General features: G+C 60.2%; 15 protein-coding genes. All 15 read left to right on the forward strand.

Annotated elements, in window-relative coordinates; translation table 11 throughout:
- The first annotated feature begins 62 nt into the window (after positions 1 to 62).
- The 15 genes from BM254_RS14960 (at position 63) to BM254_RS17980 (ending at position 13,738) form a co-directional block, all read left to right on the forward strand.
- Positions 63 to 1,433, forward strand: a complete 1,371-nt coding sequence (locus BM254_RS14960; protein WP_092005821.1) for an MFS transporter — start codon at positions 63 to 65, stop codon at positions 1,431 to 1,433.
- Between the two features lie 57 nt (positions 1,434 to 1,490).
- A complete protein-coding gene (ssb, locus tag BM254_RS14965; protein WP_092005471.1) occupies positions 1,491 to 2,018 on the forward strand; it encodes a single-stranded DNA-binding protein in 528 nt (175 codons plus the stop codon).
- 280 nt (positions 2,019 to 2,298) lie between these two features.
- Complete coding sequence (locus tag BM254_RS14970) at positions 2,299 to 3,171, forward strand: type IV pilus biogenesis protein PilM (RefSeq protein WP_245777452.1); 873 nt, start codon at positions 2,299 to 2,301, stop codon at positions 3,169 to 3,171.
- Positions 3,168 to 3,776 carry a PilN domain-containing protein gene (locus BM254_RS14975; RefSeq protein ID WP_092005474.1) on the forward strand — a complete coding sequence of 203 codons (609 nt, stop codon included), beginning with the start codon at positions 3,168 to 3,170 and terminating at the stop codon, positions 3,774 to 3,776. Before BM254_RS14970 ends, BM254_RS14975 begins: the two co-directional genes overlap by 4 nt.
- A complete protein-coding gene (locus BM254_RS14980; protein WP_092005477.1) occupies positions 3,773 to 4,468 on the forward strand; it encodes a coiled-coil domain-containing protein in 696 nt (231 codons plus the stop codon). The genes BM254_RS14975 and BM254_RS14980 overlap by 4 nt, the downstream gene beginning before the upstream one ends.
- 1 nt (position 4,469) lies before the next feature.
- Positions 4,470 to 4,793: a hypothetical protein gene (locus tag BM254_RS14985; RefSeq protein WP_092005480.1), complete on the forward strand. Its 324-nt coding sequence runs from the start codon at positions 4,470 to 4,472 to the stop codon at positions 4,791 to 4,793.
- The gene (gene mshL / locus BM254_RS14990) at positions 4,790 to 6,511 is read left to right on the forward strand and encodes a pilus (MSHA type) biogenesis protein MshL (RefSeq protein WP_092005484.1); all 1,722 of its coding nucleotides are present in this window, start codon (positions 4,790 to 4,792) and stop codon (positions 6,509 to 6,511) included. Before BM254_RS14985 ends, mshL begins: the two co-directional genes overlap by 4 nt.
- Position 6,512: 1 nt before the next feature.
- The gene (locus BM254_RS14995) at positions 6,513 to 7,352 is read left to right on the forward strand and encodes an ExeA family protein (RefSeq protein ID WP_092005487.1); all 840 of its coding nucleotides are present in this window, start codon (positions 6,513 to 6,515) and stop codon (positions 7,350 to 7,352) included.
- Complete coding sequence (locus BM254_RS15000; protein WP_092005490.1) at positions 7,349 to 8,497, forward strand: tetratricopeptide repeat protein; 1,149 nt, start codon at positions 7,349 to 7,351, stop codon at positions 8,495 to 8,497. The genes BM254_RS14995 and BM254_RS15000 overlap by 4 nt, the downstream gene beginning before the upstream one ends.
- On the forward strand, positions 8,498 to 10,267 hold the full coding sequence (locus BM254_RS15005) for a GspE/PulE family protein (RefSeq protein WP_092005493.1): 1,770 nt from the start codon (positions 8,498 to 8,500) through the stop codon (positions 10,265 to 10,267). It begins immediately after the preceding gene.
- The gene (locus tag BM254_RS15010) at positions 10,267 to 11,496 is read left to right on the forward strand and encodes a type II secretion system F family protein (protein WP_092005495.1); all 1,230 of its coding nucleotides are present in this window, start codon (positions 10,267 to 10,269) and stop codon (positions 11,494 to 11,496) included. Before BM254_RS15005 ends, BM254_RS15010 begins: the two co-directional genes overlap by 1 nt.
- Position 11,497: 1 nt before the next feature.
- Positions 11,498 to 12,022: a hypothetical protein gene (locus BM254_RS15015; protein ID WP_092005497.1), complete on the forward strand. Its 525-nt coding sequence runs from the start codon at positions 11,498 to 11,500 to the stop codon at positions 12,020 to 12,022.
- A gap of 59 nt (positions 12,023 to 12,081) precedes the next feature.
- Positions 12,082 to 12,636 carry a prepilin-type N-terminal cleavage/methylation domain-containing protein gene (locus BM254_RS15020; protein WP_092005500.1) on the forward strand — a complete coding sequence of 185 codons (555 nt, stop codon included), beginning with the start codon at positions 12,082 to 12,084 and terminating at the stop codon, positions 12,634 to 12,636.
- Between the two features lie 42 nt (positions 12,637 to 12,678).
- Positions 12,679 to 13,203, forward strand: a complete 525-nt coding sequence (locus BM254_RS17975; protein ID WP_281248073.1) for a type II secretion system protein — start codon at positions 12,679 to 12,681, stop codon at positions 13,201 to 13,203.
- A gap of 34 nt (positions 13,204 to 13,237) precedes the next feature.
- Entirely contained in the window at positions 13,238 to 13,738 is a 501-nt protein-coding gene (locus tag BM254_RS17980) for a type II secretion system protein (RefSeq protein WP_092005502.1), read from the forward strand.
- Positions 13,739 to 13,758 lie beyond the last annotated feature (20 nt).

The following is a 13,758-nucleotide window of genomic DNA, read 5'->3' on the forward strand; positions in this document are numbered from 1 at the left end:
CTGCGGGGGGTATGTGACCTCCCGGTTACATGCTTTCAACCCCGGCTGAGGTGAACACCGCGATGAACGCGCTGGAAAAACGCTCCGTAGCAGCCCTGGCATCGGTCTATGCCATGCGTATGCTGGGGCTGTTCATGGTCATGCCGGTGTTCATGCTGCTCGGCGACGACCTCCGGGGCGCCACGCCCGCGTTGCTCGGTTTTGCCATCGGCGCCTATGGCCTGAGCCAGGCGCTGCTGCAGATCCCCTTCGGACTTCTGTCCGACCGGGTCGGTCGCAAGAAGATGATCTATCTGGGCCTGATCCTGTTTGCCGCCGGCAGTCTGCTCGCGGCCGCAACTGACTCCATATACGTCGTAATTGCCGGTCGGATTCTTCAGGGCGCCGGTGCGATCGCCAGTGTGTTGATGGCGCTGCTCAGTGACCTGACCCGGGAAGAGGAGCGCACCAAGGCCATGGCAACGGTGGGCATTTCCATCGGGTTGTCGTTCTCGGTGTCCCTGGTACTGGGGCCGTTGCTGGGCGCCGCGTGGGGACTTCAGGGCATTTTCTATGCTACGGCAGTGCTGGCGGTGATTGCCCTGGTGATCGTGAACCGGGTGGTACCCACGCCGCACCAGCACAAGATCAGCGCCGATACCCACCCGGCAAAAGACATGCTGGGCCGGGTGCTGATGGATGGCCGCCTGGTTCGGCTGGACTTCGGCATTTTCGCCCTGCACCTGGTACTGACCGCACTTTTTCTGGTGTTCCCGTCCGTGCTTGAGGAGCGGCTGGGGCTGGCGGCCAGTTCGCACTGGTGGTTCTACCTGACGGTCATGGTGACCTCTTTCTTCGCCATGGTGCCGTTTATCGTCATCGGCGAGAAGAAGCGCAAGATGAAGCCGGTGCTCTGTGGTGCCATTGCCCTGCTGACGCTGGCGACCGCCGGTCTGGCCGGTTTGGGTGTGAGCCTGGTCATGGCGTGGGGCGTGTTGTTCTTCTTCTTTATGGCTTTCAATCTGCTGGAAGCCAGCCTGCCGTCGCTGATCAGCAAGGAAGCGCCGGCGGCGAGCAAGGGCACGGCCATGGGGGTGTACTCCACCTCCCAGTTCCTGGGTGCGTTTCTTGGTGGTGCCCTGGGTGGTGTCCTGTTGGAAACGGCCGGCGTTGAGGGTGTGGTATGGATGATGGTGGCTGTGCTGGCGGCCTGGTTACTTGTGGCCCTGACCATGCCGGCACCGGGTTACACCACCAGTTTCGTGGTACAGTTGCAGCAGGCAGTCAGCCAGACCTACGACGATATTGATGAACGCCTGCGTCGCCTGCCCGGGGTTCAGGATGTGGTTATCGTCGAAGATGCCGCTACCGCCTACCTGAAGGTGGACAGGCAGAAATTTGATGAAGGGTTACTTGCGGAGCTGGCGTTTGTCCGGCAGGGTAACGGTTATTGAAATCCGGAAGGTCGCAGGGAGTGCGGCTTCCCTTGAAAATACATTCAGGAGTTGATGATGGCACGAGGCGTAAACAAGGTCATTCTTATCGGCAATCTGGGCCAGGACCCGGAGACCCGCTATACCCCGAACGGCAATGCCGTGGTGAACCTGAACCTGGCAACCGATGAGAGCTACAAGGATCGTCAGACCGGCCAGCTGGTGCCGAAAACCGAGTGGCACCGTATCGTGCTGTTCGGCAAGGTGGCTGAAGTGGCCGGGCAGTATCTGCGCAAGGGTTCCAAAGTCTATATCGAGGGCAAGCTGCAGACCCGCAAATGGCAGGGGCAGGATGGCCAGGACCGTTACACCACCGAAGTGGTGGTCGACATCAACGGCCAGATGCAAATGCTGGACAGCCGTGGTGGTGAAGGCGGTATGAGCCAGGGCGCCCCGGCGGGCCGCCCCCAGCAGTCGAACTACAACGCGCCGGCTGGTCAGCAGAATGCGCCAGCCCAGGGTCAGCAGTCAGGCGGTTACAACCAGCCTTCCCAGGGCAGCATGCCCGAGCCGGTTGATGATTTTGACGATGATATTCCGTTCTGATCTCTGGATCGGATCAACCGATTAGACAAAACCCCCGGATAGCAAGCGCATCCGGGTTTTTTGTTACGCCAGTGCAAAAGAACGTGAAATAGTTCAAAAAAACATGGAACTGCGCTTACTTTTTAACCTATCATTCCGGGTCAATTAGAGTTTCGTCTGTTTCTCAGACCCATAATGATAATACGGGCCTTGCGAGTGGCCCCGCTTCCAGCGTTGGCTCATGTTTCAAAACCCAATTTTCAACAAGATCACCGGATTCTTGAGACCTGGCGGATCACCCGTGCGCGTTGCCTTGGAGGTACGTCCGGATGGTATTGCCTGGTCGGTGGCGCCCGCCTCCCCGGCACAGCAGCTCGGGTTTGTTGAATGCCCGTCGGCCCGTAGAGCCGAGGTGCTCGGGTCCCTGGTGGGCGAACTGGGCTGGAGCGGCGCGCTGGCAGACCTGGTCCTGCCCATGGAGCAGTACCAGGTATTCCAGATGGAACGCCCGGCGGGTCTCGACGATGCAGAGCTTGCCGATGCCCTCAAGTGGAAGCTCCGGGATCTGCTGGAGTTCAGCCCCGCCGATGCTATTTCCGACGTGTTTCCGTTTCCCGCCGATGCCGCCCGGGGCCGTGGCGAGCTGGTGAATGTGGTTGCGGCCCGTAAATCCCTCCTCAAAGAATTGGTTGCACTGGTACAGCAATCCGGCCTCAAGCCGGGTCGTATTGATATTGCCGAACTGGCCCTGCGTAACCTGGCGGCCAGGCTGGATCCGGACAGCAAGGGCGCCGCTCTGGTTCACCTTCGCCAGAGTTATGGCCAGATGATCATTTGCCGGGGGCAGACCCTCTACCTTTCCCGTCGTCTTGATGTGTCTGCCTCGGGGCTGCGTGATGCGGCCCGGCAGGAAAGTGTGGTGCAGGCGCTGGCCCTCGAAATGCAACGTTCCCTGGATTACTACGAAAGCCAGATGGGTCAGGTTCCTCCGGCCCATATCCACCTGGTTGCGAAGGACCGCGATCTGCCCCTGGCATCGATGCTGTCCTCCTACCTGGCCGCCGGCGTCAGCAACCTGGATTGGGCTGCCCTCGGGCTGGAAAGTGCCGTCGACAGTCGCTGTCTGCCGGCCTGGAGCGCCGGCTTGCCGCTGGTCGGGGAGAGGGGCAAATGATTCAGCAGATCAACCTTTACACCAGTGAGCTGCGTCCTCGGCAACAGCGGTTGTCTGCGGCCACGGCTCTTGGTATTACCGTTTTGCTGATCCTGATTATTGCCGGCTATGCCGCCTGGCTCAGTCACGAGCAGCAGCAGTTGGCGCAAGAAGTCACCGGGATGGAGCAACAGAATGTCCGTTTGGATGAGGCGGTGGCCAGCCTGTCCGAGGCGGTCGAGCGCCGCCAGCCGGATCCCGAGCTGGAGGCGGCATTGCAGCGTATCAGTGAAACCCTGGCCAGACGCCAACGACTTCTGGAGCGTGTAGAGGGGCTGGTCGTCAGCCCGGGGCAAGGTTTTTCCCCGCAGATGGCAGCCCTGGCGCGGCAGATTCCGGAGAATGTCTGGCTTACCGGCATAGTCCTGGAGGCCCAGCCCCAGCGAATTCAGATCGAAGGCCGGACCCGTACCTCGGCGCAGGTGCCACTGTACCTGGAGCAGTTGGGGCAGGCGCCGGCTTTCACCGGCAGGACGTTCGGAGTGTTCCGCCTTGATCGCCCGGACGAAGGTAACTGGGTGGAATTCTTTGTGGCCAGTGAGCCTGGTGCCGGGGAGGAGTCATGAGCGACGCCCGACAGAGTGGCCTGGCAAGGCTCGGAGACTGGTTCAATGATCGCCCCGCCAGGGAGCGGGTGCTGTTGCTGGTCACCGGGCTGGTGGTCGTGCTGTTCGCCGGATGGGAGTTCGCACTGGGCCCGGTCAGCCAGGAGATCAGGAATCTGGAAAGCCGTCGGGTACTGGCGGAAACCCGCCAGACGGATCTGCTTACCCGGCAACAGGAGCTGGAACAGATACTGGCCCAGGATCCTTCTGAGGAGCTACGCCAACGCCTGGAACAGCGGCAGAGTCGTCTGGACCAGCTTGATCAGCAGGTGGCCGAGACTGCAGGCCAGCTGATTGCGCCAAGGGCGATGGTAGCGTTGTTGCGGGAAATTCTGGCGGCGCAGGACAACCTGACCCTGCAGGCAATGGAATTGAAAACACCGGAGCCGGTGTACGCGGACTCCGGAACAAGTGGTTCCGGAAATGGTGAGGCAGCCGGCGGCACGCCCGAACCACTGCTGTTTGCGCACTCGGTTGAGCTTCGGGTTCAGGGCGGTTATCTGGATGTACTCGCGTACCTGGAGCGTCTGGAGGCGATGGATGACCGGCTCGGATGGGTGCGGTTGAGTTACGACGCCACGTCCTGGCCAGCCGGAGAAGCCGTGATCGAGGTGCGGACGCTGAGCCTGGACAAGGCCTGGCTGGGGGTATGACATGAGATTCGCCGGATCGTTAATCGCCATTATCGCTTTGCTCGCCAGCATGCCGGTCGATGCCCTGCAGGATCCTACCAAACCGCCCGGTACGGAAGCTCCGGCGATCCGTAGCCAGCCGGCAAGGTCCCTGTCCCTGGACTCGATCGTCTATGGCCGGGATCGCAAGGTAGCGGTTATTGAAGGCGAGGCGCTCCGGGAAGGCCAGGGTGCCAATGGCATCCGCGTGACAAAAATTCATCAGGACCGGGTCGAGGTGCTGGATCGGGGTGATCCCCGGGTCCTTTACCTGGACAAGCTTCCGCAAGTGCGGGGAACCCAATGACAGAAATTCAGGCAACCATGAATTCATTCAAGAAGCTGGCGTTGATCGTTGTTGCCGGGATGGTACTGACCGCCTGCAGCAACAACCCGCTGATGCGCACGGGGGCGGCGACCTCCACAGACGCGGCGGACGATATCGTGCGAGCCCTCGAGGAGGTCGAAGCGGAACAGCAGGGTGGGAATGGCTCTCCCGAACCTGCGACGTCTGCCATGCCTGCCGATATCAGTGCCCAGCTGTTGCCACCTCTTGCCGCGGACAATGATTTGGAGGAGCGCTTTGACGTCAATGCCCGGAGCGTGGCGGCAGACAGCTTCTTCCAGTCCCTGGTGACCGGCACCCGTTTCAACGTAGTGGTGCATCCGGAAGTCACGACCGCGATCGACCTTCGTCTTCGGGATGTCACCGTTCCTGAGGTCATGGACATTGTTGCCGACCTGTATGGCCTGGATATCCAGCGCAAGGGCCGCTTGTACCAGGTCAACGCCGACCGCATCCAGACCCGGATCTTTCCCATCGATTATCTGCATTTCAAGCGCAAGGGTGGTTCCGAAACCCGCGTGAGCTCCGGCCAGGTAACCAGTTCCCGCAGCAACGCCAGCAATGGCGATACCGACAACGGCGAGACCCGGAGCCTGATCGGTACCGCAATCTCCACCGAGACCGAATCGGATTTCTGGCAGGATCTGCGTACCTCCGTGGAGATGATCGTCAGTACCGGTGAGGGTGGCCAGGTGATCGTGAACCCGGGCCCGGGCCTTATCATGGTGCGGGGTGGTTCCGAGCAGCTGCGGCTGGTGGAAGATTACCTGCGCCGGACCGAGCTGATCATGCAGCGGCAGGTGGTACTGGAGGCCAAGATTCTGGAGGTGGCACTCAACGAGGGCTACCAGCAGGGCATCAACTGGTCCGATCTCCAGCGCGCCTCCTCGGTAACGGCTGCAGACGGATTGCCGGCGGATTTCACCGCCCAAAGCCTGGCCGGGCAGGCCATTCAGACATCCGACATCGGTGGCCTGTTTTCCGCTACGTTCCGGGAAGGCAGTTTTACCGCGCTGATCGAATTGCTGGGTACCCAGGGTAACGTGCAGATTCTCTCCAGCCCGCGGATTTCCACGGTGAACAACCAGAAGGCGGTGATCAAGGTAGGTACCGACGAATTCTTTGTGACCGACATCGACTTTGATGACGAGAATTCCGCCGTCACCGGTTCGGACAGCACTTCCACCTCCGTGGAGCTGACGCCGTTCTTCTCCGGTATCTCCCTGGATGTAACGCCCCAGATTGGCGAGGACGGAAACATTACCCTGCACGTGCATCCGTCTGTGAGCGAAGTGAATGACCAGGAAAAAATAATCACCATCGGTGAGCGGGACGTGACCCTGCCGCTGGCAGCCAGCAAGGTCCGGGAAACCGACAGCATTGTCCGGGCCGAAAGTGGCCAGATCGTGGTGATCGGTGGCCTTATCCAGAATACCAGTGAGGACACCAATTCCTCGGTGCCTTTCTTCAGTGAAATCCCCCTGGTTGGTGAGCTGTTCAAGCAGCGCCGGTTCGAGTCCCGCAAGAGCGAGCTGGTGATCCTGCTGCGCCCGGTGGTGGCCCAGACGTCGACCATGAACGCGGATGTTTCCGCGAGCCGGGAGCGTATGGAAGTGTTGCGGGAGCTGCTGCAGTCCTCGCGGTCGGTCACTCCGGAGCCGGAGAAAGCGCCACGCTGATATGTACGAAACCCATTTCGGACTGCAGGAAGCACCGTTCGCATTGACGCCCAATACCCGCTACTTCCTGCGGGCGCCCAGCCATGCCGATGCGCTGGAATTGCTGCTCGTGGCGCTGAAAGAGCGGGAAGGGTTTATCAAGATTACCGGTGAGGTGGGTACCGGCAAGACTCTGCTTTGCCGCTTGCTGCTCAAAGATCTGCGGGACCGGGTCAGCACGGCCTATATCCCCAATCCCAATTTGCCTCCTGAAGCACTGTACGAGGCGGTGGCCGAGGAGCTCGGCGTGGATGTCTCCAAATGTGCCAACACCCATCAGGTACTGAAAGCCCTGAATCGGCGTCTGATCAAACTGGCCATGGAGCGGCGCTCGGTTGTTCTGGTGATCGATGAGGCCCAGGCCATGCCTGAACCGACCATTGAAGCGCTCCGGTTACTCACCAACCTGGAAACGGAAAGCCGGAAACTGTTGCAGGTGGTGCTTTTCGGGCAGCCCGAGCTGGATGTCATGTTGGGCAAGGAGAGTCTTCGGCAGCTGCGCCAGCGCATAACTTTCCAGTACAGGCTCAGTGCCCTGGATCGCCAGTCTGTCAGCCAGTATCTGCGTCATCGGTTGGCCCAGGCCGGATACAACGGCGGCGAACTGTTTGCCCCGGCAGCCCTGAAACTCATTACCCGTTCTTCCGGCGGTATACCGAGGCTGGTCAACGTGTTGGCCCACAAGGCCATGCTGGCGGCCTGGGGGCAGGGGGCCCGGCAGGTGAACCGCGCCCATGTGCTCCGCGCCATTCGGGACACCGAAAGTGCCCGACAGCCCGGCCTGTTAGCGAGGTGGTTATGAGCCTGCTGAACGACGCACTCCGGGCCGCGGAGCAACGGCAACAGAAGCCGGAGGCGCCTGCTGCCTATACTGGCCAGGGTTACGCCGTGCCGGCCAGAAAGAGCCGGCTGGTGCCGGTATTGCTGGGGCTGGTGGTCGTGCTGGCATCGGTGGCTGGTTACGCCCTGCTCGCCGGCAACCAGGGCGTTGCGGAAACCGCACAGGCAGAGACGCCGGATTCGACGCCGCCAGTGGCGGAACAACCGGAGAACAACTCCACGGAGTCGCCTGTGAATCAGGCGCCCCAGGATCCGGGGGCGGAGATCGCGCCAGAAAAGCCAGTTACCAAGACGCTACAGGCCAAAGATCCGGAGCCGGTGACAGTAAAAGCGCCTGAAGAAGCGCCGGAAACCGCGCCCCGAAATGCACCGGAACCTGCTCCCGGGTCCGAGCCCAAGACCGGGCAGGAGCCAGCGCCGGCTCCTGAAAAGCAGGTTGCCCAAAGCACCCGGTCGGAACCGGAAAATCCACCGGTCAGTCAGGAGCAACCGTCTGAGCCGGAAACCGAACCCGCACAGGTCAAACAAGTACGCGAGACCCCCGAGAGTATTGATCGCCGGGTGAGTCGTGAGCTGGCTTCCCTGCTCAGGCAAGGCCGTTTCCGGGAAGCCGGTGAACAGTTGCGCGCCCTGCTGGCGGAACAGCAGGCCCCGGTTAGTCGCGCAACTCTGGCCCGTGCCCTGCTGGTGGAAGATCAGCCGGAAATTGCCCTGGCCTGGCTGCCGGTACCGCAGGTGATGGCTGTGCCTGAATTACGCTTGCTCCGGGCCAGGGCGCTGCTGGCGACCGGTGAGCTGGACGGTGCGGTAAACGTCTTGCGCAGCCAGGTACCGCCCCTGGAAGGAAATATCGAATACCGGGTAACCCTGGCGACCCTGCTGCAACAGGCCGGTGAGAGTGGTGCGGCCGCTGAACAATGGACCGCGCTGCTGACGACCGATGACAGCCGGGCCGCCTGGTGGGTAGGCCTTGGCGTGGCCCTGGAATCCCAGGGCAAATCCGCAAGCGCCAAGCGCGCCTATACCCAGGCCGCAGCACTGCCGGGGCTGTCGAAGTCCCTGGCGGAGTATGTTCGTGAACGTTTGAAGCAATTACAGGCAGGCTGAATGGCTACGGAACCGAAGAAAAAGCTCCGTCTTGGCGACCTGCTGGTGCAGAACGACGTCATTACCGAAGAGCAGCTGCAGACCGCCCTGCGGGAGCAGAAAAACAGTGGCCGCAAGCTGGGCAAGACCCTGGTGGACCTCGGCTACGTGGATGAAGACACCATCCTCAACATGCTGTCGCGGCAGCTGGATCTGCCGTTCGTGCAGCTGCGTCACTTTCGCTTCAATGAGCAACTGGTGCGCCGGCTGCCGGAAGCCATGGCCCGCCGTTTCCGGTCCCTGGTGCTGGACGAGCAAGGCGGCGAACTGCTGGTGGGTATGGCCGATCCGCTGGATATCTTTGCCTACGACGAGCTGGTGCGGGTCCTGAAACAGCCGATCCGACAGGCCGTGGTGCGCGAGAGCGAACTGCTGTCTACGCTCGACCTGGTTTATCGCCGCACCGAAGAGATTGCCTCCCTGGCTGAAGAGCTGGAGGACGAGCTTTCGGACGACGCCTTTGACCTGGCGAGCATGTCGGAGGAACCGGAGAGCGAAGACGCCCCGGTGGTCCGGCTGCTCAAGACCCTGTTCGAGGATGCCGTGCAGGCTCGCAGCTCCGACATTCACATCGAGCCTGATGAGACCGTGGTCCGGATCCGGCAGCGGGTGGATGGTGTCCTGCAAGAGCAGGTCATGAAAGAAAAGCGGGTAAATGCCGCTCTGGTCCTGCGCCTGAAGCTGATGGCAGGCCTGAATATCTCGGAGAAACGCCTGCCCCAGGACGGCCGCTTCAACGTGAGGGTCAAGGGCCGGAGCATTGACGTCCGGATCTCCACCATGCCTGTGCAGTACGGTGAATCCGTGGTCATGCGTCTGCTCGACCAGAGCCAGGGCCTGCTCGATCTCGACAGCATCGGTATGCCGGCGGAACTGCTGCAGCGTTTTCGCCGAATGATTCGCAAGCCCCACGGCATGATCCTGGTCACCGGCCCCACCGGTAGCGGCAAGACCACCACATTGTACGGGGCCCTGAGCGAACTCAACCGCCCGGAAGTGAAGATCATTACTGCCGAAGATCCTGTGGAATACCGGCTGCCCAGAATTACCCAGGTACAGGTCCATCCCCGGATCGGCCTCGAGTTTGCCGATGTCCTCCGCGCCGGCCTGCGCCAGGACCCGGACATCATGCTGGTGGGCGAGATGCGGGACCGGGAGACCGTGGAAATCGGCCTGCGTGCCGCCATGACCGGTCACCTGGTACTTTCAACACTGCATACCAACGACTCCATCAGCAGCGCCATGCGCCTGATCGATATGGGCGCCGAGCCCTTCCTGGTATCCAGCTCCCTGCTGGGAGTGGTGGCCCAGCGCCTGGTGCGCCGGGTGTGCGAGAACTGCTCCGCGCCTTACGAGCCCACCGAGCAGGAGCGGGTGTGGCTGGAAACCTTCGATCTCGATCCGCTGGACCGGGAAGCCGGATTTGTCCACGGTCGCGGTTGCTACCAGTGCAGCAACACCGGCTACAAGGGCCGGATCGGCGTCTATGAAATGCTCGAGATGAACGAGCCCATGCTGGATGCCCTGCGCCAGCAGGACGTTTCCGGCTTCAGCAAGGCGGCCCGCCAGAGTCCCCTATACCGTCCGTTGGGCCGGTGTGCCATGGATTATGCCTTGCGGGGTGTGACCACCCTGGAAGAAGTGGCCCGGGTGGCGGCTACCTCCGAAGGTGAGTTTTCGCCGGAAGACGAATTCCCGGGGCCGGATGAGCCGCTTGGAGGAGCTGTCTGATGCAGTTCTTCTACCGGGGCAAGGATACCAATGGCAGCCTTAAGCAGGGCTCGCTGATTGCCGGCAATGCCGATGCGGCTGCAGCAGAGCTGATGCGCCGGGGCATTACGCCTCTGACCATCCGGGAACAGGCCGAGACCCGCTCGCTGTCCGACCGTGTCAACCGGCTGGCGGTTTTCCGGGGCAAGGTGACCCTGGATGAATTGATCGTGTTCTGCCGCCAGATGCATTCCTTGACCCGGGCCGGCATCCCCCTGATCCGGACCATGCGCGGGCTGGCCGAGACTTCCCGCTCACCGGTACTGGCGGACGTGCTCGACGATGTAACGGCAAGACTTGAAGGTGGCACCGCCATGGCTGCTGCTATGCAGGCCCATCCGGATGTTTTCTCCGACATGTTCGTCGCCATGATCCACGTGGGGGAGAACACTGGCCGGCTGGACGATGCCTTCAAGCGCCTCGCCGACATTCTGGAACTGGAACGGGACACCAAGCGTCGGCTCAAACAGGCTATGCGCTACCCGATGTTCGTGGTGGTGGCGCTGCTGGCGGCCCTGATGGTGGTGAACTTCCTGGTGATTCCGAAGTTCGCCACGGTGTTCAACAAGCTCGGGGCGGACCTGCCGTTTCTGACCCAGGTGCTGGTGGGCACCTCGAACTTTCTGCTCGGTTACTGGTACGTGGTGCTGTTTGCGGTCGCCTCGGGCGGCCTGCTGTTGCGGCAATGGAAACAGACCGAGCAGGGCAGGCTGACCTGGGATCGCTACAAGTTGAGGCTCCCGGTAATCGGTAACCTGCTTGAGCTGATCACCCTGAGCCGGTTTGCCCGTAACTTTGCTTCCATGCTGGCCGCCGGCATGCCGGTCAACCACGCCCTGACGGTGGTGGCGGATGCCACGGATAACGCCTGGATCGCGCTGCACATAAGGGACATGCGGGCGGGTGTCGAGCGCGGGGAAAGCCTGCTCCGCACCGCACGCCAGAGCGACATGTTCACACCCCTGATCCTGCAGATGATTGCGGTGGGGGAAGAAACCGGTGCGGTGGACGAAATGCTCACCAACGTCGCCGATTTCTATGACGAAGATATCGATTACGGCCTGAAGCGGCTGGCGGAATCCATTGAGCCAATCCTGATTGTTGCCATGGGCATACTGGTCCTGATCCTGGCGCTGGGCGTATTCCTGCCCATCTGGGATCTTGGCTCGGCCGCCATGGGGCGGGGCTGACTTGGCTGCGGTCAGCGCCGTGGGCTATGTCGGGGCGGACAACCACCGCCGGTTTCAGTGGTTGGTGGCATTTTGCCTTCTGGGGGTGGCAGTCACCGTACTGCTGATGTCCCTCGAACGCACCGCCGCCCAAGCGGAAAGACAGAGTGTGCAGCTGATGCTGAACCAGCTTCGCAGTGCGCTGGTGGTGAAAGGCGCCGAGGTCATGTTGACCGGCGGAAGGTTAGAGGATTGGCAAGGTACCAATCCAGTGGACTTGCTGCAGTCAGCCCCCATGAACTGGGGCGGGGATTGCAGCGGGGCGGAACACCGGAAAGGCATCTGGTGTTTCAGTCGGGGCGAGCGGGTTCTGGTGTACAGGTCCCGGTGGTCGGAGTTTCCAGGATTGAATGGTAGCCCGGAACAGGTGGAGTGGCTTTTTTGGCGTGTGGAAACGGAATTTGCTCGGCTGGGAAAGGTTCCCGAACGCCGGGCGGTGGGGCTGGTGTTAAATCGTGTGAATTTTGGTCAGCAAAAGCCTTATTAACTATGGGGTTAATGGCAGATATGAGAAAATTGAACGATAGATCAACTAAAGGAGCTGTTATGAGCGTTCAGCAACGAAACCGGGGTTTTACCCTGATCGAGCTGGTGGTGGTCATTGCCATCCTGGCGATTCTGGCGGCCTTCGCACTGCCGCGGTTTGCGCAGCTTTCTGAGGAGGCGCATCGGTCTAGTGCCAAGGCTACTACGGGCGCTTTGGCAGCAGGTGTGGCTCTGGCCAAGGCGCAGTGGGTGACTAACGGGCTGTCAGGCTCCACCCAAACTCTGCAGGGATTTGGCGATGGTGACCTTAATGTTTCGAGTCGCGGGTGGGCTGTGGCTTTCAACGGAACTTATGAAGGTGAGCCGGATGGTTCAGCGATTATGAATGCAAGTCGGTGTGAACAGATTTGGAATGGTGTCCTGCAGGCCAACGCGCCCACAGTGGCTACCGCAACAGGTACTGGAGTCGAATACGTTGCCGCTGAGGTGCCTGCCGGAGCTGCGGCAGCTGACACCCAGCCTAACTGCCAGTTTACCTATCAGCTGGATGGTACCAGTTCAAAGACAATTACCTACGATGCAGATACTGGTTCAGTTACTACTAATGTGAACTGATTTATCGAGTAACGATAAAAACTTTAAAGGCGGAGTCGAAATATGAAAGACATCATTCCCATGAGAAAAGAGAAAGGTTTTACCCTCATTGAGTTGGTGATGGTAATTGTGATTCTGGGGATTCTTGCCGCATTTGCGCTTCCTCGGTTTGCGGATCTCAGTGGTGATGCCGAACTTGCAACGGTTCAGGGTGCTCAGGGAAGCGTGAAATCGGCAATGGGGATTGTGCGCTCTAAAGCTCTTGCAAGTGGCAAGGAGGCAGTAACTGAAGCATCAACAGCTTCGGGAGCCCTTACATTAGAAGGCCAAGCAATTGCGCTGCAAACTGGTTATCTGGATGCAACTTCGGTTACGACAGCTGCAAGCCTTGACGCAAGTGATTTTTCTTTTGTTCCGGGTTCAGACACAGAGAATGGTGTGGTGACTCTGGCGACCCCATCTGATGGTGATCCCTGTTTCGTTTTCACTGGCTCTACAGGCAATAACATCCCGGCGGCGGTGAGCACCGTGCGAAATACTTATAATTCTGCAGGTGGGACCGCCCTCGAGAAATGTCCTACGCCCTAATGGTTTTTAGTCGCGGAAATAGAAGAGGTCTTTAATGAAATTAGTCAGTGAGAAGCAAAAAGGCTTCACTTTGATTGAGCTGGTCATGGTGATTGTTATTCTTGGGATTCTGGCAGCGTTCGCTCTACCGAGGTTTGCGAACCTAAGTGGGGATGCCAGAGCCGCAACCGTTGAGGGAGCTGCCGGTTCAATGAAATCCGCCTCTGCAATTGTGCACTCGAAAGCTTTGGCGGAAAACAAAACCGCCGCTAGTGGTGAGTCCGTCATCTTGGAGGGAGAAACAATCGATCTGATATTTGGTTACCCTGAGGCGAAGGATGTCACTGCTGATGCGGGCACCGGAGGCATATTGGAGGCAGCGCAGATAAGTACTGGAACGGACGGGGACTTTACTGTTGTTACTCCTCTGGGAGCTACAAGCGTAACTATCCAGGCGAATGGGGCCGCGACGGCTGCCAATTGTCAGATTGTTTATACTGAAGCCGCAGATGCAGATACGAAACCGACGGTTGAAATAACAACAAGCGGTTGCTAAGCGAGTAAACACAAGAATAG

It is taken from the genome of Marinobacter pelagius (assembly GCF_900114925.1).
GTDB lineage: Bacteria > Pseudomonadota > Gammaproteobacteria > Pseudomonadales > Oleiphilaceae > Marinobacter > Marinobacter pelagius.